Annotated in this window: 16 protein-coding genes; 10 read left to right on the top strand and 6 right to left on the bottom strand. The window is 43.4% G+C overall.

All coding sequences use genetic code 11. The annotated features are described in order from the left end of the window. The first annotated feature begins 133 nt into the window (after positions 1–133). From nadB to PSU78_RS02075, 6 genes are all read left to right on the top strand, one after another. Entirely contained in the window at positions 134–1783 is a 1650-nt protein-coding gene (gene nadB / locus PSU78_RS02100; protein WP_300383498.1) for an L-aspartate oxidase, read from the top strand. Positions 1784–1816: 33 nt separating this feature from the next. Then, positions 1817–2341, top strand: a complete 525-nt coding sequence (locus tag PSU78_RS02095; protein ID WP_300383495.1) for a thermonuclease family protein — start codon at positions 1817–1819, stop codon at positions 2339–2341. Positions 2342–2877: 536 nt separating this feature from the next. Beyond that, entirely contained in the window at positions 2878–3057 is a 180-nt protein-coding gene (locus PSU78_RS02090) for a hypothetical protein (protein ID WP_300383493.1), read from the top strand. A gap of 55 nt (positions 3058–3112) precedes the next feature. Then, the gene (locus tag PSU78_RS02085; RefSeq protein ID WP_300383490.1) at positions 3113–4009 is read left to right on the top strand and encodes a hypothetical protein; all 897 of its coding nucleotides are present in this window, start codon (positions 3113–3115) and stop codon (positions 4007–4009) included. Positions 4010–4405: 396 nt separating this feature from the next. Then, positions 4406–6007, top strand: coding sequence for a DEAD/DEAH box helicase (locus tag PSU78_RS02080; RefSeq protein ID WP_300383487.1), 1602 nt, complete (start codon positions 4406–4408; stop codon positions 6005–6007). Between the two features lie 119 nt (positions 6008–6126). Next, positions 6127–6606, top strand: a complete 480-nt coding sequence (locus PSU78_RS02075; protein ID WP_300383484.1) for a peptidylprolyl isomerase — start codon at positions 6127–6129, stop codon at positions 6604–6606. Positions 6607–6713: 107 nt separating this feature from the next. On the opposite strand, the gene PSU78_RS02070 is transcribed toward PSU78_RS02075, so the two are convergent. From PSU78_RS02070 to PSU78_RS02045, 6 genes are all read right to left on the bottom strand, one after another. Beyond that, complete coding sequence (locus PSU78_RS02070) at positions 6714–10352, bottom strand: DUF748 domain-containing protein (RefSeq protein ID WP_300383481.1); 3639 nt, start codon at positions 10350–10352, stop codon at positions 6714–6716. Next, the gene (mutS, locus tag PSU78_RS02065) at positions 10346–12922 is read right to left on the bottom strand and encodes a DNA mismatch repair protein MutS (protein WP_300383478.1); all 2577 of its coding nucleotides are present in this window, start codon (positions 12920–12922) and stop codon (positions 10346–10348) included. Before mutS ends, PSU78_RS02070 begins: the two co-directional genes overlap by 7 nt. Then, the gene (locus PSU78_RS02060) at positions 12915–14963 is read right to left on the bottom strand and encodes a site-specific recombinase (protein WP_300383475.1); all 2049 of its coding nucleotides are present in this window, start codon (positions 14961–14963) and stop codon (positions 12915–12917) included. Before PSU78_RS02060 ends, mutS begins: the two co-directional genes overlap by 8 nt. 23 nt (positions 14964–14986) lie before the next feature. Beyond that, on the bottom strand, positions 14987–15799 hold the full coding sequence (locus tag PSU78_RS02055) for an inositol monophosphatase family protein (protein WP_300383472.1): 813 nt from the start codon (positions 15797–15799) through the stop codon (positions 14987–14989). Between the two features lie 234 nt (positions 15800–16033). Then, on the bottom strand, positions 16034–17074 hold the full coding sequence (locus PSU78_RS02050; protein WP_300383469.1) for a rhomboid family intramembrane serine protease: 1041 nt from the start codon (positions 17072–17074) through the stop codon (positions 16034–16036). Between the two features lie 53 nt (positions 17075–17127). Next, complete coding sequence (locus PSU78_RS02045) at positions 17128–18177, bottom strand: TIGR03790 family protein (protein ID WP_300383466.1); 1050 nt, start codon at positions 18175–18177, stop codon at positions 17128–17130. A gap of 230 nt (positions 18178–18407) precedes the next feature. Here PSU78_RS02045 and PSU78_RS02040 point away from each other — a divergent pair, with 230 nt between their 5' ends. The 4 genes from PSU78_RS02040 (at position 18408) to PSU78_RS02025 (ending at position 21933) form a co-directional block, all read left to right on the top strand. Then, positions 18408–19181, top strand: coding sequence for an RNA methyltransferase (locus tag PSU78_RS02040; protein WP_300383463.1), 774 nt, complete (start codon positions 18408–18410; stop codon positions 19179–19181). Positions 19182–19280: 99 nt separating this feature from the next. After that, the gene (gene cysE, locus PSU78_RS02035) at positions 19281–20066 is read left to right on the top strand and encodes a serine O-acetyltransferase (protein WP_300383460.1); all 786 of its coding nucleotides are present in this window, start codon (positions 19281–19283) and stop codon (positions 20064–20066) included. A 162-nt stretch (positions 20067–20228) separates the two neighbouring features. Next, positions 20229–20759, top strand: coding sequence for an Rrf2 family transcriptional regulator (locus PSU78_RS02030; RefSeq protein ID WP_300383457.1), 531 nt, complete (start codon positions 20229–20231; stop codon positions 20757–20759). Positions 20760–20778: 19 nt separating this feature from the next. Continuing rightward, positions 20779–21933, top strand: coding sequence for a cysteine desulfurase family protein (locus tag PSU78_RS02025; protein WP_300383454.1), 1155 nt, complete (start codon positions 20779–20781; stop codon positions 21931–21933). The last annotated feature ends 34 nt before the right edge of the window (positions 21934–21967 follow it).

Genomic DNA, 21967 nt, shown 5'->3' with positions numbered 1-21967 from the left:
TGTTTACTACTGTTTTACTACGTTTATTTGAGCTTATCTATTGCCTATTTTAAAGACAGCGATACACTCTCATTAGTTCCAGAGTTTTCTTCAAACAGCATTTCATTTACTCAAAATTCATACTAAAAATACTATGCAGCAATTTGATGTACTTATTATTGGCAGTGGCCTTGCTGGCTTAACCTTAGCATTGCGAACCGCAGAAACTAAGAATGTCTGCTTAGTAAGCAAACGTAGCATTAACGATACCGCCAGCGATTGGGCGCAAGGCGGCATTGCTGCAGTGCTTAATGATGAAGATTCAATAGAAAACCACGTAAGAGACACCTTAGTTGCAGGCGGCGGCTTATGTGATGAAGCAGTCACAAGAATGGTCGCTGAACATGCTAAAGAGTCTGTTGAATGGCTGATTGAACAAGGAGTAGGATTCACACGTGAGCATGACAACTCTGGCTATCATTTAACGCGTGAAGGTGGCCACAGCCACCGCCGCATTATTCATGCGGCAGATACGACTGGCCATGCGGTACAAATGACACTTTCAGATAAAGTGAAGCAACATCCGAACATTACTTTAATGGAATATCACATTGCCGTTGATTTGATTACAACTAGCAAAATCAACCAAAATAAAGTGGGCAGCTCCAATAAAATAGACAGTTCAAAGATTGAGCCCACTGACAACAACACCTGCCTAGGCGCTTATGTGCTAAATAAAAGCACAGGAAAAGTACTCACCATTGCCGCACAGAACACAATTTTAGCCACAGGTGGCGCAGGTAAGGTATATCTTTACACTACAAATCCAGACATTAGCACAGGTGATGGCATTGCTATGGCATGGCGCGCGGGCTGCCGTGTAGCGAATATGGAGTTTATACAATTTCATCCAACTTGCTTATTCCACCCACATGCTAAATCATTTTTAATTAGCGAGGCAGTGCGCGGCGAAGGCGGATTATTAAAATTAGCCGATGGCACACGCTTCATGTTTGACCACGATGAACGCTTAGAGCTCGCGCCACGCGATGTGGTCGCGCGTGCGATTGACTTTGAAATGAAAAAGCGCGGTTTAGATTGTGTTTATTTAGACATTACCGATAAACCGCTCAGCTTTATTCAAGAACATTTTCCCAATATCTACCAACGCTGTTTAGAGTTTGGTATCGACATCAGCAAGACGCCCATCCCAGTGGTTCCAGCGGCACATTACACCTGCGGGGGCGTCATGACGGACGACAAAGGCCGCACGGATATTGCAAACTTATACGCTGTGGGTGAAACCGCTTGCACAGGCTTACATGGTGCTAATCGCCTTGCTAGCAACTCATTACTTGAATGCTTGGTATTTGGTCAAATGGCAGCAAGAGACATTCTCAGCCAGCCACCTAAATCATCGCCACCACTACCCTATTGGGATGAGAGTCGCGTAACCGATGCCGATGAAGAAGTGCTCATTACGCACACTTGGGATGAGTTGCGCCGTTTTATGTGGAACTACGTGGGCATTGTACGCACTGATAAACGCCTAAGTCGCGCCCTGCATCGTATTCACATGCTGCGTGATGAAGTGTATGAGTTCTATAGCAACTTCAAAATCAGCAACGACTTAATCGAGCTGCGTAACTTATTGCAAGTGGCGGAGCTGATTGTGGAAAGCGCTATTTCTCGTAAAGAGAGTCGCGGCTTGCATTACAGTAAAGACCACACTAACTTAGAAGCCGAACCAATTCCTACCGTGTTAGAACCCTCTAACTATGACAGTCTGCTAGACCATGAGTGAGTCACGAGAATACGTTAAAGTACATCTAGATTGATGTTTAGAATTTGCTTCACCTGCATTTGCGTATGGGTTGGTTTAGCAACCAGCCATGCTGAGGAAAACATTTCCAAAGTCATTGATGTTAAAGCAATTAATGTAAAAGTCACTTACGTATATGACGGTGATACGGTAAAGCTGCGCCCTATCACTTCAAATGATTCAAAAGATGAATTCAAATTGCGCCTAACTGGCATTGATGCACCAGAGCGCAACCAAAGCTATGGCTTAAAATCCCGACGCGCACTGTTGAAGTTATGCAAAGGCGAAAATGTAATTGCCTCCGTACAAATATCTGGTATAGACAAATATCAGCGTTCATTAGGCAAACTAGAGTGCAATGGTGTGGATGCTAGCCATTATTTAGCTGAGCGCGGCTTAGCTTGGTTTTACGCACAATATTCAAATGATACAACAATTGAGAACGCCGCTAAAAATGCACGTAAACTCACGTTAGGGCTTTGGGCAGATGAGCAGCCTATTTCACCTTGGGAATGGCGGCATCAGCATTTACATCACTAGTATTTAACTTTGCATTATTTCAACTTAGCTTCAGTTTTAAAGTTGTAACAATCAAGTAAATAGTTTGTAAACTGTTGATATTACAAGAGGCCATTTTTAAAATATCAATCAAATTTTTGCTAAGTTATTCACACCACTTAAAGCTTTACATTAAGTATGCCGAATAAATCATAACAATCAAAACACAAAATATAACCTATTGATTTATATAGATAAAATTAAATGGTTACTATTTATACGATTTTTACAAAACCCTTATAAAACGCCATGTTACGATTACATTTCACAGATAATCACAGAGTTATCCACAGATATTGTGGAAAGCACTTTTGTCACAAATACAAATAAATTAGTCAATCTTTTATTTAAAATATTTGAGTTTTTTCTTTTAAAACCATTAAATTTATTTACTTAACAATCAATTCAATCTGATAATGCAGACAATAGCGAGAACAAATAAAAAAGGTCTTAAATGGGTTTAATACAGGAATTCCAGCAAGCGGATATTACCGTGAAACGCCTATGCGACTTAATGGATGCTCACCGCAGAGCAGTTTGCGCAAACCATTAACCAGCTTAAAGGCAAGGTGACTATTTTGTTTATTACGCACCAGATACCGAAAGGTTTAGCGGTGGATGAGGCGGTGTTGTTGGGGAAAGAATCAACTACACAGAGTCAGTCGAGTGCAAACGCTGAAGAAATGGCAGATAAATGATTCAGATTAACAATGTTGGTGGTGTAGCGAATAATAATCACTGGAGAATGACAGCATGAGCATGATACAAAAGTTAACAAGCATGCTGGGCTTTACAAGTGCAGCCCAACCTACGCGGGCTTTATTCTTAATGATAGCGGTGCTATTGACGGGAGCTTGTATGCGAAATGACGCAGCCATTCCAAAAGAGGGTGACGTTGTGACGTGGAAGCACAACTCAGCACTCATCATTAGAGCCGAACTGGGTCAACGGCGTGAGCACATACCAAATAAAATTGATAACTTAATCTACGAGCCTGAATATGAGCGATATATAGGTCAATTTCCTATTGATTATGTGCCTGAGCCTTTTCCTAAGTTTACCGAAGAAGAACGCGTGGCTTTTGAAGCCGAGGATGCAAAAAAACTACACGCGATAAAATCCATGCATCCCATTGAATTTAGTTTGATGCTGAATGGGGCTAAGGGCAAGACGACGGATGCTTACAATAACGATGATGAAAATCAGGTGAAGGTGACGGTACAAGGGCTAACGATGGATATGCGGACTGAGCACATAACGACGAAGAGTTCAAACGAGCGCATGTTAGCTTCAAGAGATCATAGGTACTTTATACCAGAATCACTTTTTCATAAATATGGTTTAACTTGTTATTACAACAGCCCTGAGGGGCGGAGATATCTTTGTTTTGGTAACTCAGGTGGTGAGGGCGTCACTGGGGTTAATCTATTAGTTCCGACGGAAAAAGCAGGCTTTACAGAAAGTAGCTACGAACGTTTAATTTCGGCCGATTACTACGAACCTATTATGGGGGGCGTATGGATTAAATGGCAAACACACCCTAAAAACTGGGATAAGTGGCGCGAAATTGATGCAGCCGTATGGCGGTTGCTTAACGCTTGGAATGTTGCGCCACACACCAATACAGCCCGCGTAGGGCGCAATAACTGAAAGGCATTGCGCCGTATGAGAGCTTACTTTGGTGCAATGCGCTTCGCTTATAGTCACCCTACAAGGCATTGCGCCGTTTGAGAGTTTACTATGACGCAATATGCTACGCTATTGTCACCCCACCTCGCTGGATTCCATCCTACGACGGAATGACATCCATGTAGTTTAACGTAGTATCTAAAATTAAGTCACCATTTAAAACTAGCCATTGACTAGCTTTAATTGAAATTCACCGTATAATACAAATTCCCTACGCCAACCAATCAGCGTAGCGGTCCTAACCCTTAATCTTCTTGATTTTCAAATCACCTGAATGATTATTATATTTGCCTACCTCGATTGGTGTTGCTTTATAAGTAATAGGTCGGCTTAAATTTCAAGCTGGAGCTTTATACTTTGACAAATGAAACAATCCTTAACTTTAACGAGTTAGGCTTATCTGAACCCATTTTGCGTGCGATTAACGATGCAGGATATACCACCCCAACCCCAATTCAATCTAAAGCGATACCGCAAGTGTTAAGCGGTGGCGATTTATTGGCGGGCGCGCAAACAGGCACTGGCAAAACCGCTGGTTTTACCTTGCCGATTTTACATTTGTTAAGCCAAAAACCTATGAGTGAAGTGGTTAAAGGTCGCCCACGCTGCTTGATGCTAACGCCAACACGAGAGCTGGCAGCACAAATTGAAGAATCTGTAAAAGTCTATGGCAAATACTTGCCACTGACTTCTACCGTGATATTTGGTGGCGTAAATGCCAACCCACAAATCGCCCGTTTGAAAAAACCGCTGGATATTTTAGTGGCCACGCCAGGTCGTTTGCTTGACCATGCAGGTGAGAAAAATGTAGATTTATCAGGCATTGAAATTCTGGTGTTAGACGAAGCTGACCGCATGTTAGACATGGGTTTTATTCGCGACATTAAAAAAATATTGGCCATGTTACCTAAACAACGCCAGAACTTATTATTCTCTGCGACTTTTTCAGACGAAATTAAAGCCTTAGCTGACGGCTTATTGCACAACCCTGGCTTTGTTGAAGTTGCGCGCCGCAATACGGCATCTGAGTTGGTTGAACAAACAGTACACATGGTCGCACAAGGTCACAAACGTGAATTAATGAGTCATCTCATTCAGCAAAATGATTGGAAGCAAGTATTAATTTTTACGCGCACCAAACACGGTGCGAATCGTTTAGCCGAGAAATTAGTGAAAGATGGCATTCAATCGGCCGCCATTCACGGTAACAAGAGCCAAAGCGCTCGAACAAAAGCATTAGCGCAATTTAAAGACGGCACGATGCGTGTGCTAGTGGCTACCGACATCGCAGCACGCGGTTTAGACATTGACCAATTACCGCAAGTGGTGAACTTTGAGTTACCAAACGTACCAGAAGATTACGTGCATCGTATCGGTCGTACTGGCCGTGCAGGCAGCAGTGGCGCGGCGGTTTCATTAGTAGACCGTGAAGAGTTGAAACTACTTAAAGACATTGAAAAGTTAATCAAACGCGAGATTCCAAAAGTGCAAGTCGAAGGTTTTGTGCCTTCAGACAAACCAGAACCAGAAGCACCACGGTCAACGCAAGCGCATGGCAGACCGCCACGCGGACACGGCCAAGGTCAACAACGTAAGGCTCATGTGCCATCTAGTGCTGAAGGCAATGGCGCAAACCAAAATGCTGGTCGCAATCAGAACAGAGACCATGGACAGCGTAATGGTCAAGCGCCAAACAGAAACGGCGCGCAAGTAAACACCGAAGGTCGTCCAGCACAAGGCAACAAAGCTAGACCTGCACAAAGTGCAAATACAAAAAATATGTCTGAAGCAGCGCGCCACCAAGCCATGCCGCAATCTGCTTTATTTGCCCCACCAAGCCCGAGTCGCCATCAGCCAAATCGCCAAAATGCAGCTCGCCCTAGCGAAGGGCGCGGCGGTGCAGGTAGAACGAATGCCAATCCGAATAGCACACACAGAAGTGGTGGCAGAGGCCGTTAACTCTAGCTGTCATATTCAGCACTTAAAATTAAACATGCTTTACAAAAATAGATTAAAATCTTACCCAACATTTTTTACAAACTCTGATTTAGAACTTTAGCTTAGGACAAGGATATACCATGCAAATCGCCATGAACACTGTAGTAACAATGACTTATGAACTTAAAGATGCTGATGGCAATGTGCTTGAATCAAGCGCAGATCCAGTAGCTTATTTACACGGCGGGTACGATAACATTTTCCCAAAAGTGGAAGAAGCCATGCACGGCAAAAACGTTGGCGACTCAGTCGTTGTAGATTTACAACCAGTTGATGGCTTTGGTGAATACGACGAAGAGTTAGTACAAATCGAACCAGCAAGCGCATTTCCAGCGGATGAATTAAAAGTAGGTATGCAATTTGAAGGCGAAGACGAAACTGGCGAAGTGATTTTATACACAGTGACCGAAATCGCAGATGGCAAAGTTGTGGTTGACGGCAACCATCCTTGGGCTGGCGAGCGCTTGATATTCACGGCCACTGTGACGGATGTTCGAGTAGCTAATAAAGAAGAAGTGACGCATCAACATGTGCATGGCGCAGGCGGTCATCACCACTAAGAGGTTATTTGACTTCGAATATATTTTGAATCAATAAATTCAAATAAATAAAAAAGCACTCTTGATGAGTGCTTTTTTATTGCATCCTATTATTAGCAGAGTTTTTGCTATTCTGTTTTGACTGACATCTTTTTATTCACATCCAACGTCAACCTAGCACTTACATCTTTTGCATTTCCATCACTTTTATGTTTTTCCGGAGCATCTAAATGTATTCTATCTACAATGACATCAGCCGCTAGCAAGGCTTTTTGTATCGCCTCTCCGCGAGATTTAGCGAGTGCTTGTAAGTCAGCATCTGTCACCTGTATGCTGGTAGTGAGCTTCTGTAATGCCTCTTGATAATGCCCCTCTTTGGGCTTTTCTAATTTAGAGGCCAACTTTTTCAATAAGCTCTTTTTGGTAAGCGTATCGTAAAGATTATCAATGGCTTTTTGTACCTTGGCATTATTCAAATCAACCGGCCCAGCAGCTTGGTCTTCTAACAATTTAAGCCCCATTTCTTCTGCTACGCTATTACGCACTGTAAGCTCTTTAAGCGCGGCTATATCTAACGCTTCATCATAAGCAGGTACGATACCCAATGCCAAGCCTTGCCTTTTAGCTAATGCAGTGCTGACCATTTTAATTTTTTCAAGCTCTGGTGGGCTGAGTACTGCGTTGCCAGCTTCAAAAGTAATGGCCTCTAGTTTATCGCCACTGCCACCAAAGAGTTTTCCTAAAGCGCGAAAGGGAGAGGTGATGATTTTGCCAAGTACATTCCTAATGGCTTTCCATACAATGCTGCCATAGCTAAATTGAGGGTCATCCAAACTGCCTGTTATAGGTAGCTCTAAGTCAATCACACCATCACTATCTTCTAAAATAGCAATAGCTAAATCAAGTGGTAAATCGGCAGCATCTGCACTTTTGATTTTTTCACCTAACTTTAATTTGTTAATCACAAATTTGTTTTCGCCTGCTAACTGGCGTTGCTTGATTTTGTACTCTAAATCAACCGTAAGCTTGCCTGAGTCAATGCGCCTACCAGCGAATTTCCCAGAATACGGGGTCAGTCGATTCATTTCTATATTGGTAAACGCTAATTTCAAATCAGTAAAATTAGTGATGTTAAATGGCTGTAAAGAACCACGAATGCGTGCAGCGCCATATTCGTCCACGCGGCCATCTAACTCTACTTGCGCAGTAGAAGCTACGTTTGTTGAAACACCATTAATCACGCCAGTCAGTGAATGGATATTAGTACCAAATTGAGGCACAAGTGAAAGGTCGGCAAACTCTAAAGCGGCATTATCAATTCTGATGGTTTCAATATTGATTGGGAAAGTGTCCTCTTTAGCAGTTGCATTTAAAGGCGGAGAAACAGGTGATTGAGCGCTTGTAGATTTAACTTCGCTCGCTATAGAAGATTTAGCGGCGGCAAGCATGCCGCTCGCAACTGGTATTGCTACGTTTACAGTAGGCGCTGGCTTTACCTTAATCGGCGCATTTGTAGCGGTAGCAGGCTGATTGCGTAGAAACTTAGTCACATTCAAGCTTTTATCTTGATTGATAATAAACTTGCCGACAGGTTTTACAATTTGCAATTCAGCCATCTGTAAGCGATTTGGCGCCAGTGAAACTTGCAGACTATGACTGGCAAGACGCTCCCAGCTTAAGAATGGCGCTCCGCTTAGCTCTTCAACGATATTAAGATTATTGACGCCGAAACCACCATTAAAACTTAGCGCCAAGTCTTTATTGTTTTTGATTGCAAGCTTACCTGTTAAATCTGCCGTGCCTTGATTGAGTGTCAGCAAAGCAAACTGGTTGATATACGATGCAAACGGCGTAAGTGAAAGTTGGTCGAGTTTGACATCCAAATTAGCAGAAAATGGCAATGGCGTTAGTTTGCCTTGCATACTAAATTGTCCACCTTGCTTAACTTTAAAACCAGCTTTTATAGGCAATGCTCGCTTTAAATCCAGAGTGCCATCACGCACCTCTAGATTAATCTTTTCAACATCCATCTCCACTGGCGTGGTTAAACTGCGATCTTCAACATGCAGATTGGCATTCTCTAGCGCCACTTTTTTAAGGGATACAGCCCAATCAGATTGATTGCTCTCTTGGCTGCTACTAGCCTTATTACTAGCACCATTGCTTGCTGGCATAAGTATGGTTTGCCAGTTAAGTGGCTTATTGGCTTCTTTGATTAACTGAGTTTTTAGTCCGCTTAGTATGACAGAAGGTATGTTAACTTTTTGCTCATCGACTAATATTTCACCATCAGATAGTTGAATATTATCCAAGCTTGCCACTTGCTTATCCTCGGCTGATTTTGCAGTAATACCCGTTGCTTTACTTTGAATTTTTGTGATTGCCACACTACCTTTAGGCATGGCGAGTGCAAGGCTCAAATTAAAGTCCGCGATGTTTGTTTGTAATGGATTTAAAAATGTCTGATTTAGAAAAGCTAGCTTCCAATGTTGTAACTGGACATCACTTATTTCTAGCGTGAACGGCAATTCTGTGTCTGTCGTTTCTGCAGCTTTGACTAAACGCGGTTGCGAGCTCACTGCTGTAGCCATTTCACTTTGAGTAGTAGTGGTATCAAACGCTTGCTGCCAATTAACTGTGCCATCTTTAGTCATCACCGCACTTATTGAGCCTTGTGGCAGTAATACTTGGCCGACTTTAGCACTGCGCGCAGCTAAATCGAAACTGACATGGTTAACTGCTATTAGTGGTAAAACCAATAAAGACTTACTACCACTCTTGATTTCAAAATCTGCAAACTTTATGTTTAAATCTTGAAACTGTAATTGCGGTTTATTGTTCATCACAAAGTCTAAACGCGGCATAGTGAAACTGGCCTGCTTTAAGCCAAGTCTTGAATTGGGAGTATCGCCTGCTACGTTATTCAAATTTAATGCAAGGTTACTCAACACAAGTTTAGGTTTATCGTTTGGGAGTGCAAAGTTATAGCCAAAGCTAGTCTGTGCATCGCCTTGAGTAACTGTTACCGGCAAGTTGGCACCTTTTACAATATTCATCAGCTTGGCAAGTTTAACGCCATCAAGCGCAATCAACCCCTTTGAGGCAACTGGATTAACGCCAATATTGCCATTCCATCTAAGTGTACCGCCCTGCTCTGGAAAATTTGCAGCAATCAAGTAATCACCTCTATCTTGCGGCAAGGTCGAGAATTGACCCAACTCAAAATCTAATGGCGTGATTGCCGCTTTTAGCGGCGTGCTTCGACTTGCATCCACATATTCAATGTTGCCGAGCTTGACTGAAACATGCTGAATAATTAAACGTGGGATCATGTCGTCTGGAGGCGTTTTATCTTCATTTAACCTAGCAATTAAATCCGCCCAATTGAGTTTGCCTTGAGGTGAGATGGCAATGAGTGCTTGAGGATCAACAATGCTAATTTCTTTGAATTTCCAAGCTCTTTTAAAAATGCCACTCGCTTCAAAATCAATAACTAGTTTAGCGAACCCAGCGAGAGGCGCACCACTCTTTTCTGTTAGCTTAAAATTTTCTATAGTTGCTTTTAAGCGCAATGGATCAAAAGTCACTTGACCAACGCTGCCAATACTCGCTAATTTATTTTCCGCAAGCCAAGGAACAAGCTTCTTAGCCAATGGATTAACAGCAAAGTAGCCGAACAAACAATAAAATATGAATAATCCAGCAAAAATTTTAGCTGGAAGAGTCACCAAGAACTGTAAGATTTTCTGTTTTACTAGGTTTAACATAAAGTTTTTAGCTGATAAAGTAATTCTAAAGCTTGCTTAGGCGTCAAATCATCAGGGTTGATGCTCTCTAGTGCAATCACTGCTGGATGCAACACAATATCTGGCGCTATTGCATCGCTTGCAAACAAATCTACTTGAGCATGGCTACTCGCTACGTTTTGATTTTCAAGCTGGAGTAATTTTCGTTTGGCACTAGCCACCACTGATTTAGGAATACCCGCTAATTGCGCCACTTGCAGACCATAACTTTGATTGGCTGCACCCTCTTCAACCTTATGCATAAACACAATATTGCTACCGTGCTCAACCGCATCAAGATGTACATTTGCAGCTTGCTTAAACTCATCGACAATACGCGTCAGCTCAAAGTAATGCGTAGCAAATAATGTATAGCTGCGGTTCTTCTCTAGCAATTGCTTCGCCACAGCCCAAGCCAAGCTTAATCCATCAAACGTGGATGTTCCTCGCCCGATTTCATCTAACAACACCAAACTTTTATCCGTAGCATTGTGCAAAATATTAGCAGTTTCTGTCATTTCCACCATAAAAGTAGAACGGCCACCCGCCAAATCATCAGAAGCGCCAATTCGCGTCATAATGCGGTCAATTTCGCCGATTTTTGCAGAACTAGCTGGCACGTAACAGCCACAATGAGCCAATAGAACAATAAGCGCGGTTTGCCGCATAAATGTTGATTTACCACCCATGTTTGGACCAGTAATGAGTAACAACTGGCGATAAGGGTTTAACACAACATCATTGGCAATAAACGGTTGGGCAATGCTTTCCACCACAGGGTGGCGACCATTCACAATTTGAATGCCAGCTTCTGTAATAAACTCTGGCGCGACATAATTGAGCGTTTCGGCACGTTCAGCAAAACAACTTAACACATCTAAACTAGCAACCGCACCAGCATTGGTCTGCAAGGCGACGATAAATGGCATTAACTTCTCTAACACTTCGGCAAAAAGTAACTTTTCACGCGCGAGTGCACGGTCATTCGCGCTCAACACCTTATCTTCAAACGCCTTAAGTTCTGGCGTAATAAAGCGTTCAACATTTTTAAGCGTTTGACGACGGCGATATTCTGCAGGCGCGGTTTCCGCCTGCGTGCGGCTCATTTCAATGTAAAAGCCATGCACACTGTTGTATTCAACTTTTAAGTTTGTAATGCCCGTGCGGGCTTTTTCAGCCGCTTCATATTGCAATAGGAATTCACCATGATTATTTTGCAAGGCGCGCAACTCATCTAGGTCAGCATCATAGCCATCAGCAATTACGCCACCTTCGCGCAACACAACGCTTGGCTCGGATTTAATCGCGGTGCTAAGCAAGCTCACAACTGCATTCGGCGCAGTTAAACTTGAACCCAAGGTCTGCAATAAACTGGTTTGCGAACTTTGTAATTGCGCTTGTAATAAAGGTAGTTGTTGCAAACTTGCAGATAAACCCGACAAGTCCCTAGGTCTAGCAGTTTTCATGGCAATACGGGCGGTAATGCGCTCTATATCGCCTATATTTTTTAGCGGCAACATTGTGTAACTATTGTTCTGAATTAACTCAGCTACTGCCTCATGGCGTTTCATGACCAAGTTTCTATCTTGTAAAGGGTGATGCAACCAGTGGCGTAAAAGCCGCGCACCCATGGCTGTTTGCGTGGTATTAAGCAATGAATACAAGGTGGGGCTGGCTTCGCCACGTAGTGTCATGTCAATTTCTAAATTGCGGCGCGTAGCAGCATCTAACTGAACATACGCGCTAGTCACTTCAACCGAAATGGCGTTGATGTGCGGCAAAGTGGTGCGTTGCGTATGCTTTACATAGTCGAGCAAAGCACCTGCTGCACAAATCGCTGGATTTAGGCTGGCGCAGCCAAAGCCATTCAAATCATAAGTATTGAACTGTTTAGTAAGGGTATTAAAGGCGCTGTCAAAATCAAACTGCCAAGGGCTTAAACGCTTTTTAGCGACTTTGCTTAAACCAATTGCCGCATGCTGGAAATCATCCGCCAGCAAAATCTCACTGGGAGCGATACGCTCAATTTCTTGGCCTAATAGCCCGACTGCAATCTCGCTCAAAACGAAAGCACCAGAAGCGAGATTCAAACGCGCTAAACCAATCACACCGTCCGCTTGAAAAATGCTGAGTAACTGATTATCGCGAGACTCATCTAACAACGCGGTATCGGTTAAGGTACCTGGCGTTAAAATGCGTGCTACTTGCCTATCAACTGGGCCTTTACTGGTTGCGGGGTCGCCTATTTGCTCACAAATCGCAACTGCCTCGCCTAACTTAGCCAACTTAGCCAAGTAACCTTCCGCCGCATGATATGGAACACCTGCCATTTTAATAGGTTGACCATTACTGCTGCCGCGATGCGTTAATGTAATGCCAAGTAAACGTGTGGCCTTTTCAGCATCTTCAAAAAACAGCTCATAAAAGTCGCCCATGCGATAAAACAACAACATATCTGGATGCTGCGCTTTTAGGCCAAGATACTGGCGCATCATAGGCGTATGACTAGAAGCTGACTCCGCAGGACTGGTGGTTTGTTGAGCCTTACTCATGATGAACTGTGATTTGTTCAGTCGACTTTTTAGGTGGGAAAATGAACTCACCTGGGTGCTGATTTAATCTCGTGGCTAAATTACCTAACAACAATCGCCATTGTTTAAAGCGAACCTTGCGTGACTTCATGGCCACGTATAACGCCAAACTGAAGCTTACGGCAAGATTCACAAAGCCGATTAATGCCAAGCTTAATGCGATATAGGCAACACTTTTCCAACTTAGCATAAAATCTAAAGCTACTGATGAATAGCCTACAAAAGCAGATGAAAACGCAATATGCCTAATATCAAAAGGCAAGCCAAAAAGCACACCTATCGCTGACATGCCACCTAGCAAGCAACCAAAGTAAAAGTTACCCGCGAGTGCACCTAAGTTGTTTTCAACGTAATTAGCGACTCTATTGAGCCGAGCAACGCCTAATATTTTTTGTAAACCAACAACAGCTCGTAGACGCTGTGGAATCTTGTTATAAATCGCCAAGTTATCATGGTAACCCGCAATTAAACCCGACAAAAACAAACAAACACCTGCCACTGCGGCGTAAAGCAAAGCACCACTTCGAATGGGATCAATGTCAGTTAGTAGGCTATGCGCCTTTTCTGGTGTAATAAAATGTTGCCCCGTAAAGTGATGTATGCCGAATGCAACTAATATTGCAATAGGTATAGCCAGCATAATGTTACCAAGTATTGCAACCACCTGACTGCGCATGGTGTTAGCAATCATCGCCACTAGATTATCCATTTCTTTAGACTTACTGTCAGTCGCGTCAATACTGGCAGCAATCGCAGCGGCCGTCATGGCGGGCTGCTTAGTCGCTACGGTAAAGTGCAATATGTGAATTAAAATAAAGCCTAGACCATAATTTAAACTAAATAAGATGGCTTCAGTGAGCGGCGCCATATGCTGTTTGGCAAGCGTAATTTTAATCATCGCCATAAAAGCGACAATAACACCCGCACCCATGGCTGAACGCATTAATGCAAAGTATTCACTACGATTGCCTGTGATGTAATGTTCACCAGTGCGGCTGGCATTTTCAGTCACACGTAGCGCCATCACTTCCATATTCTCACGCCAATGTTCACTCACATCGTTTTTATGACATTCGCTATAAACCAACTCTTTAAAAAGCTGAATGATTTTTACATTCGCATTAGAGCTAGCATCAATAGGACTTGTATTTTGATCGACAACGTTATTATTACTGCTGGTGTGGTCAAGAATCTCTAATAGCGTTTCAAGTCGAGCAACTTGTTGTGCCATACCCTGCAACATAAAAGTGAGCTGTATGCTAGTGCCAACGACTGCACTATTACGGCGAATCTTCATGACCACTTCACTACACTGATTCAGCATCACTAAAATGTGCTTGATGTCAGTCTCGTTACTTTTTGAATTCAACACATCTGTATCAGCATCAGGCGAGGCCAAAAACTCAGCTAATTCTATTTGCTGCGCAATAAATGGGGAAGTATGTTGCTCAAGTTCGGGATGATTGCGCAACAACTCAGGCTCTAAGCCCAATGCCGCTATTCGGTATGAAAGCACCTGAGTCGCTGCCAAAAAGTTCTGTCGGCATGATTCAACAATAGGCGCTGTAATCTCAGTAGAGGCCTCATGAAAACCTATTGCAACGATAAGTTGCACCCAAACCTCATCAGGCACGGCTTGTACCCATAACTCATCGCTAGTTTTAGTGAAAAAACATGCAAATAAATCAATGAGATAGGATTCATCAACCGCTTCAGGTAAGAGTTTATGCCCTATGCGCCGACGCATCTCAGTAAAAAAGCCTGAAAAGGCTGAGTGACGAGACACTAAGAACAGTGAGATGGGTTTGTGTTCGCTTAATAGCCTTAATATCGCCTCGCGCAACTGGTGCGCTTTTTCAGGATGGCTATTCAGCAAATAACACAGTGCTTGAATCGCTTTGATGGCCGCATCCACCTGATGTGGCTTTGGCGGTCTAATTTCTGCAATTAAATTTGCAATAAATTTAGCGGTTGATTGCGGCGAATGAAGAGGTTCGCTCATATGCCGCTCGAACACGTGCTCTATCATTTTTCTTTAGGAGTCTTCAAATCTTCAGTTAAATGTGGGCTCAAGGTTTGTAACATTTGTGAGAATACTTTTGGGTTAGCCGCAACGATATTACCTGTTTTGAGCCAAGATTCATTCCCCTCGAAATCGCCCACAATGCCGCCCGCTTCTTGCACGATTAAACCGCCTGCGGCGATATCCCAAGTGGATAAATCGATTTCCCAAAAACCATCGTACCAACCGGCTGCCACGTAGGCTAAATCTAGCGCAGCAGATCCTGGGCGACGAATCCCCGTAGTTTTTTTAATCATGTCTTTCAACATATCCATGTAAGTATCTAGATGTGTGAAATCACGGAACGGAAAGCCTGTACCGATAATGGTATCTTGCAGCTTAGTACGCTGAGATACGCGAATGCGCTTGTCATTTAAGAATGCGCCGCGACCTTTGGTTGCAGTAAATAGGTCGTTGCGATTTGGGTCATACACCACAGCGTGCGTCAATACGCCACGCTCTTGCAAAGCGATTGAGATGCAATATTGCGGCATACCATGTAAAAAGTTGGTGGTGCCATCTAAAGGATCAATAATCCAAATGAAATCAGACTCAGAATTCGATTCGCCGCTTTCTTCACCCAAAAATCCGTGCGTTGGATACAAATCTTTCAGCATGTCGATAATGGCATTCTCTGCGGCTTTATCTACTTCAGTGACAAAGTCATTGTATGTTTTGGTTTGAATTTTAAGTGAGCCTACGTCTTCAGAGGCACGTGTAATAATATTGCCAGCGCGGCGTGCAGCTTTCACTGCATTGGATAACATAGGATGCATATTTTCTCGAATCTTTGTTGGTAGTCTGTTGCTTTAACCTGTATTGAATAAAATTTAGGCTAAATGTGGCTTGGCCATTACTTAAACTTCAATGACTCAAGCGTTAAAGTCATGTTAAAGAACTGATAAGTCAGCATTTTAATACTTTTTCGCTTATTCACCAATGAACATGTTTACCAATTGCCATGAACTATGCGGACTAAAGCAATTTAAAGTTTTTGCTGAAACAAGTATTTAAGGTTGCGGCAATTGCATAATCGGCTTGCTTCGCATTTTATCTGCCAACACTTGTGACTCAGACTTTCTTTTTTCAACATATTGCAATATGTTTTGCAGTTTTGCGGCTGAAGGCAATGCAGGGTCATTAGGCAATTGTGACAATTGCTCAAAACTTTGTTCATAAGGCTCGCTAATCGCCTCGTCTATATGCTCGGCTAAAGAGTCAAATGTGGCTTCACCTTTGCTACCTTCGTGCATAATTTGCAGCCAGGAACGATTAATAGCCTGATCTTTTAATAAAAACTCATCCACCTTCTTACGCAATAGCAACTCATCGCTCCAACGATATTTAGGCGCTGGAATATTTATCACCAGAATCACACAAGCGAACACAATGGCGCTGCCAGCTAATAGCCTAGCATTGCGCGACACGGGTTTAACTTCGATGGATTGCGAAAGCAAGATACTGCTGACAACACCTGTCAAAAAGCCGCCTATGTGGGCAGAGTTATCAATACCTGGCACAATAAAACCAAATACGATGGTCGCCACTGAAAACACCGATGCGCCCCAAAACAGCCAACGAAACTCATGCCGCGCCAGCGACTGTCGCTCACGCCAAAGAAATGTCAGTAGCGCACCGTAAACGCCAAAAATAGCGCCCGACGCACCGCCAGACACTGCTGAGTTACCTTGAATAACCAGTGATACCAAGTTGCCAGTCAATCCACTCAGCACATAGATGCCAGCAAATCGAAGATGACCATACATGCGCTCAACCAACTGCCCTGCATCCCACAATGACCAAACATTCACTATTAGATGAATGACGCCAAAATGCAAAAACATCGCCGTGCCCAAACGCCACCATTCACCGTCTTGCGTCGCAGGGCCGAAATTAGCCCCCCAAGCGAGCTGAATGGCATTGGGTGAATGCCAAAAACCTGCGCCTTTTGTCAGCATCGCCACAAAAACCAAAATGTTTGCCGCAATAATCAGCTTGGTTATCGTGACTTGGGGCACACGCGATTTGAGTACTAAATGAAGTGGTTGCATATTAAGTCGTTGCAAAGGAATCCTATGTGTCTAATCCAAATAACTCAAAAACCTTACTGAATATTCTGCAGCATTCTGCAAGTGGTGCAGTACGGATTAGCTAACGGCTCGCCAATAAATAAACCTTGCGCAGGCCATGCAACGCTTTTCCAATAAGCCTCCACGGCGCTTTCACCTGAAAGATAATGCGCAAGCAGCACGGTTGGATTAGGGAATTTTTGCCAGTAATTACAAGGCTCTGACACTGTGCCATAGCTAGCAGTAGCACCCGCTTGCAGCCACTTCAAACTACTCATTTGACCGCCTCCAAGCAAGTCACCACCAAACGAAGTTAAATGGTCAGCAAGTGCGCCAGGCATAAAACCTAGCGTTTCCAGCTTTGGCACCTGCGCGAGACCCGTTTCATACACCATGATGTCTTTCATATTTTCAATGGCGTTTAATTGTAAGGTTTGTATCCGCAACTTTCTTTCTGGAATCTGCATGGATTTTGGGAAAAACTCAGCTCTAGAGCTGCGCAGCTTATCTGAGGTATTTAAATAATAAGCGCTCGCTTCATTCATCATAAAGCCACTTAATACACCGCGATCAATCAATGCTTTTGCCTCATCTACCGACTCAGTTGGCATTAACATCGACAGCCTTAAACCCGCATCAGCAGGCTGAGTCGTGGCGCTATCAAAATAAGGGCTCATTTTCCCAGGGTCGCAAGTTTTTTTGCACTGCTGCACATCAAAACCTAAAGTCAGTGCAGAGGTAATTGCGTTGCACTCCACCGCATAGGGCGCTGTCCAAACCAACAAGATAACCTGCATCTCTGGTTTTAGCTTTTCATCAATAGAGTGCTTAAGCTGATTAAACTGCTCAAGCGTGAGTTTTTTAGGATTTCCAGGAATATTGACTTGAATAAGATTACTCGGCGGAATGCCACGCGCTTTTAGATAATACTGACCGACAGCTAAACTATTCGCATTAGCCGTATTGACGACCACCGCCACATTGCTTGCTCTAATCAGAGAGTCAGCTGCAAATACCTGATTAATAAACAAGGTACTTGAGAGCATTAGCATCGCAAGGCTTAATAAAATAATATGTTTCTTCATCGTTTTATGACTAACTATTTGCATGAACCATGTCTCAGTATACCTTTAACATTTAAACAATTTAATTTTTACAATGCTTTTGCTGTAATTAGGTTCTAACCAGTTAAGTTCTAATTAGTTAAGATTTAACCATCAATTATTAATCATGACCATGCGGAAGATTTAAATGTTCAAAATCCATATAGCGCAGAGTTTAGAATGATAAAATGACACTTTAATGGTGATATTTCATGACAGCAAAATTAGACATAATAAAATCAGACTCAGCAAAATCTGAACCCTTACACAACGTCCGCGTTGTGCTATGCCAAACAAGTCATCCAGGGAATATTGGCTCCGCCGCACGCGCGATGAAAACCATGGGGTTAAAGCATTTATATTTAGTAAAACCAGATAAGTTTCCAGACGCTCATGCCACAGCTCTTTCAACTGGCGCTGCAGACTTACTCGAAAATGCAATCGTGACTGAAACTTTAAGCGAAGCTCTGCAAGGTTGCGTGCTAGCCATTGGCATGAGTGCACGCAAACGTCAAATTTCACACGAGCTTGTGAATGTGCGCGAAGCTGCTCTGCGAGGCAGTAAAATAGCCGCTTCGCAGCCTATTGCTTTGGTATTTGGCACAGAGATGAGTGGTCTGTCGAACGCAGAGCTAGATTGCTGCCAATTACTTGCCATGATTCCAGCTAATCCTGAATATTCCTCACTCAATCTGGCCGCCGCGGTACAAGTGATGTGTTACGAAATGCGCATGGCGGTGCTTGAAGGCAAGCTTGATGAAAGCACACCTACCGAATATGCCACCAATGAAGCATTAGAAGGTTTGTATGCACACTTAGAAGATACACTCATTAAAATTGGTTACCTCAACCCCAACGCACCAAAAAAACTTAGCGAACGTATTCGTCGCATTTACGCCCGCGCCAAGCTTGAAAAAGAAGAAGTGAACTTGCTTAGAGGCATTCTAACGTTGACGATAGAACCCAAAAAACATACCAAGTATTAATCTAACCTTAGCTAGATATGATTCATCAAAAATTAATCAAACCTGCATGCTCATCCCTTTTAAAGCAATCGACATTGCAAGTTATGGCATAATATCGCCATGTTTAATCACCTAAAAGAAGACATCTCCATCGTGTTCGAGCGCGACCCTGCGGCGCGCACTCATTGGGAAATACTCACCACCTACCCTGGCGTACATGCGTTGCTCATGCACCGCTTATCGCATTGGCTATGGAAGCAACGCTTATATTGGCTTGCGCGCTTCAATTCGCACCTAGCTCGTTGGCTCACTGGCATTGAGATTCATCCTGGCGCCACTATCGGCCGCCGTGTATTTATCGATCATGGCATGGGCGTAGTCGTTGGTGAAACAGCGGTAATTGGTGATGACTGTACGCTTTACCACGGCGTAACACTTGGCGGCACTTCTTGGAACAAAGGCAAACGTCACCCGACGCTTGAAAATGGCGTTGTGATTGGCGCTGGTGCAAAAGTACTCGGCCCGATTACAGTAGGTGCTGGCGCGAAAATCGGCTCAAATGCAGTTGTAGTAAAAAATGTGCCTGCTAATGCCACAGCCGTTGGTATACCAGCACGGATTTTAGAAGAAGAAAAAGCCAATAAAGAAGAAGCTAACAAAAACGCCAGCTTCACGGCTTATGCAGTGATTGACGATAATGATAAGTTTAATCATGAAGCGATGTGTAAAGCGCTGCAGATTCTTTTAGAACATAACGTTGCGCAAGATGCCAAATTAGCTGAATTAACATTGCAGCTACAAGCGCTCAGCAATGATGAAACTAGCGATACCAAGGTCGCTACGGCATTTGATGTCAATCAACCAGTAAAAAGCAAAGCCTCCAAGCAAAATAATCTAAAGGATTAAGCTAGAAAAGCAGCTAGGCCTAAATGAAAGTAGCTTAACATTTGGATTGTTAAGCTACTTAAATATGAGTTGTGAAAACGAGTGAACTTAAATGGCCTAATAGTTGACTAAAGTTATCAGGTATTATAAAATTGCCTGTAATTATATAGGTGCCATTAACTAATGAAACTGACAACAAAAGGTCGTTTTGCTGTGACTGCAATGCTAGATTTAGCCTTGCATGAGGCGCTAGCCAATAGCGAGCAGAAGCTTGCTGGTAGCCAACCGAACGAAATTAAGCCCGTTACGCTTGCTGGCATAAGTGAACGTCAAAGCATTTCACTTTCATACTTAGAGCAGTTGTTCAGCCGCTTACGTCGTCAAGGCTTGGTGAACAGTGTTCGCGGACCTGGTGGCGGATACAAGCTTGCAAAAAATTACGCGGATATTTCAGTAGCTGAAATTATTAATGCCGTAGATGAGCAAATTGATGCAACGCACTGCGGTGGTCAGGAAAACTGCAAGGATGAAGGTCGCTGCATGACGCACGACTTGTGGTCTACGTTAAACACCAAGATTTTAGATTACCTTGCTGGCGTGAGCTTGGCCGACATGGTTGCGTCACAGACTTCAGATAAAAAAGTCACCATTATGCCGCGCACTAACGGTGCTTGTAGCCAAAAAGGTTCAGTTATCGAGTCTGCGGTCGTTTAGCACTCGCGATACTTTAGTCATGGCCAACATCTATTTTGATCATAATGCGACTACTGCGCTTGATAATAGCGTATTGGAAGCCATGTTACCTTGGATGACAAACCAAGCAGGCAATCCAACTAGCCGCCATGTTTTTGGTCGCTCAGCTCGTGATGCCGTAGAACATGCAAGAGCTCAAGTCGCTGAAGCCTGTGGTGCTTATACCTCGCAAGTAGTATTTACTTCATGCGGCACAGAAGCTAATAATTTTGCTGTAAAAGGTATTGGCGCAATTAAAACAGCGGCAATTGCACGACAAATTTTAACAAGCGCAATTGAGCATCCATGTGTGACTCGACCAGCAATAGCGATGCAACAACATGGTTATGTCAGCCAAAAAATTATGGTCGATGCAAACGGGAAAGTAGATTTAGATAAATTTAAATTACAGTTAAACACGCCAACTGGCTTGGTTTCAGTCATGTTAGCAAACAATGAAACAGGTGTTATACAAGAGCTAAGCGCTATTGCTGAAGCGGCTCGAAGCGCAGGCGCATTCATGCATACAGATGCGGTACAAGCACTTGGGAAAATTGATCTGAATTTTGCAGATTTGAATGTAAATGCTATGACGATTTCCAGCCATAAAATTCATGGTCCGCAAGGTGCAGCTGCGCTAGTAGTAGATAAAAAATTGGATATACAGCCACTATTGCATGGTGGTGGGCAAGAAAAAGGTTTACGCAGCGGCACAGAAAACGTTGCGGCAATTGTCGGTTTTGGCGCAGCCTGTGAGTTAGCCATCAGCAATCGTGCGAATTTTGCGGCTCACACTACCGCCTTACGCAGTCAGCTTGAGCAAGGCTTACAAGAGTTAAACGTCAGCATCTTTGGCAAGCAAGTAGCACGCATACCGAATACCAGTTTTTTTGCGATTGACAACATTGAAGGGGAAACGCTGGTCATGGCCTTAGATCGTAAAGGCTATGCAGTTGCCAGCGGCTCGGCTTGCTCTAGCGACAGCACTGAGCCTAGTCATGTACTTTTGGCAATGGGCGTACCTGCAGATGTAGCGCGTGGCGCAGTAAGAGTTAGTTTTGGTGCACATAATACCGCAGCACAAGTGGCGAGCTTTTTAGCCACATTGAATAATGAAATATTGAGATTAAAACAATTGACGGCGATAGCCGCTTAATTAAGGATTTATTGGTCAGGTTTTATCTGGCTGA

This window comes from Methylotenera sp. (assembly GCF_029945705.1).
GTDB lineage: Bacteria > Pseudomonadota > Gammaproteobacteria > Burkholderiales > Methylophilaceae > Methylotenera.
The sequence above is the reverse complement of the archived record's forward strand: the minus strand, read 5'-3'. Positions and strand labels throughout refer to the sequence as shown.

Coding starts and splice junctions, on each gene's coding strand:
- nadB (WP_300383498.1), top strand. CDS start 134: ATGCAGCAATTTGATGTACTTATTATTGGCAGTGGCCTTGCTGGCTTA.
- PSU78_RS02095 (WP_300383495.1), top strand. CDS start 1,817: ATGTTTAGAATTTGCTTCACCTGCATTTGCGTATGGGTTGGTTTAGCA.
- PSU78_RS02090 (WP_300383493.1), top strand. CDS start 2,878: ATGCTCACCGCAGAGCAGTTTGCGCAAACCATTAACCAGCTTAAAGGC.
- PSU78_RS02085 (WP_300383490.1), top strand. CDS start 3,113: ATGAGCATGATACAAAAGTTAACAAGCATGCTGGGCTTTACAAGTGCA.
- PSU78_RS02075 (WP_300383484.1), top strand. CDS start 6,127: ATGCAAATCGCCATGAACACTGTAGTAACAATGACTTATGAACTTAAA.
- PSU78_RS02070 (WP_300383481.1), bottom strand. CDS start 10,352: ATGTTAAACCTAGTAAAACAGAAAATCTTACAGTTCTTGGTGACTCTT.
- mutS (WP_300383478.1), bottom strand. CDS start 12,922: ATGAGTAAGGCTCAACAAACCACCAGTCCTGCGGAGTCAGCTTCTAGT.
- PSU78_RS02060 (WP_300383475.1), bottom strand. CDS start 14,963: ATGAGCGAACCTCTTCATTCGCCGCAATCAACCGCTAAATTTATTGCA.
- PSU78_RS02055 (WP_300383472.1), bottom strand. CDS start 15,799: ATGCATCCTATGTTATCCAATGCAGTGAAAGCTGCACGCCGCGCTGGC.
- PSU78_RS02050 (WP_300383469.1), bottom strand. CDS start 17,074: ATGCAACCACTTCATTTAGTACTCAAATCGCGTGTGCCCCAAGTCACG.
- PSU78_RS02045 (WP_300383466.1), bottom strand. CDS start 18,177: ATGAAGAAACATATTATTTTATTAAGCCTTGCGATGCTAATGCTCTCA.
- PSU78_RS02040 (WP_300383463.1), top strand. CDS start 18,408: ATGACAGCAAAATTAGACATAATAAAATCAGACTCAGCAAAATCTGAA.
- cysE (WP_300383460.1), top strand. CDS start 19,281: ATGTTTAATCACCTAAAAGAAGACATCTCCATCGTGTTCGAGCGCGAC.
- PSU78_RS02030 (WP_300383457.1), top strand. CDS start 20,229: ATGAAACTGACAACAAAAGGTCGTTTTGCTGTGACTGCAATGCTAGAT.
- PSU78_RS02025 (WP_300383454.1), top strand. CDS start 20,779: ATGGCCAACATCTATTTTGATCATAATGCGACTACTGCGCTTGATAAT.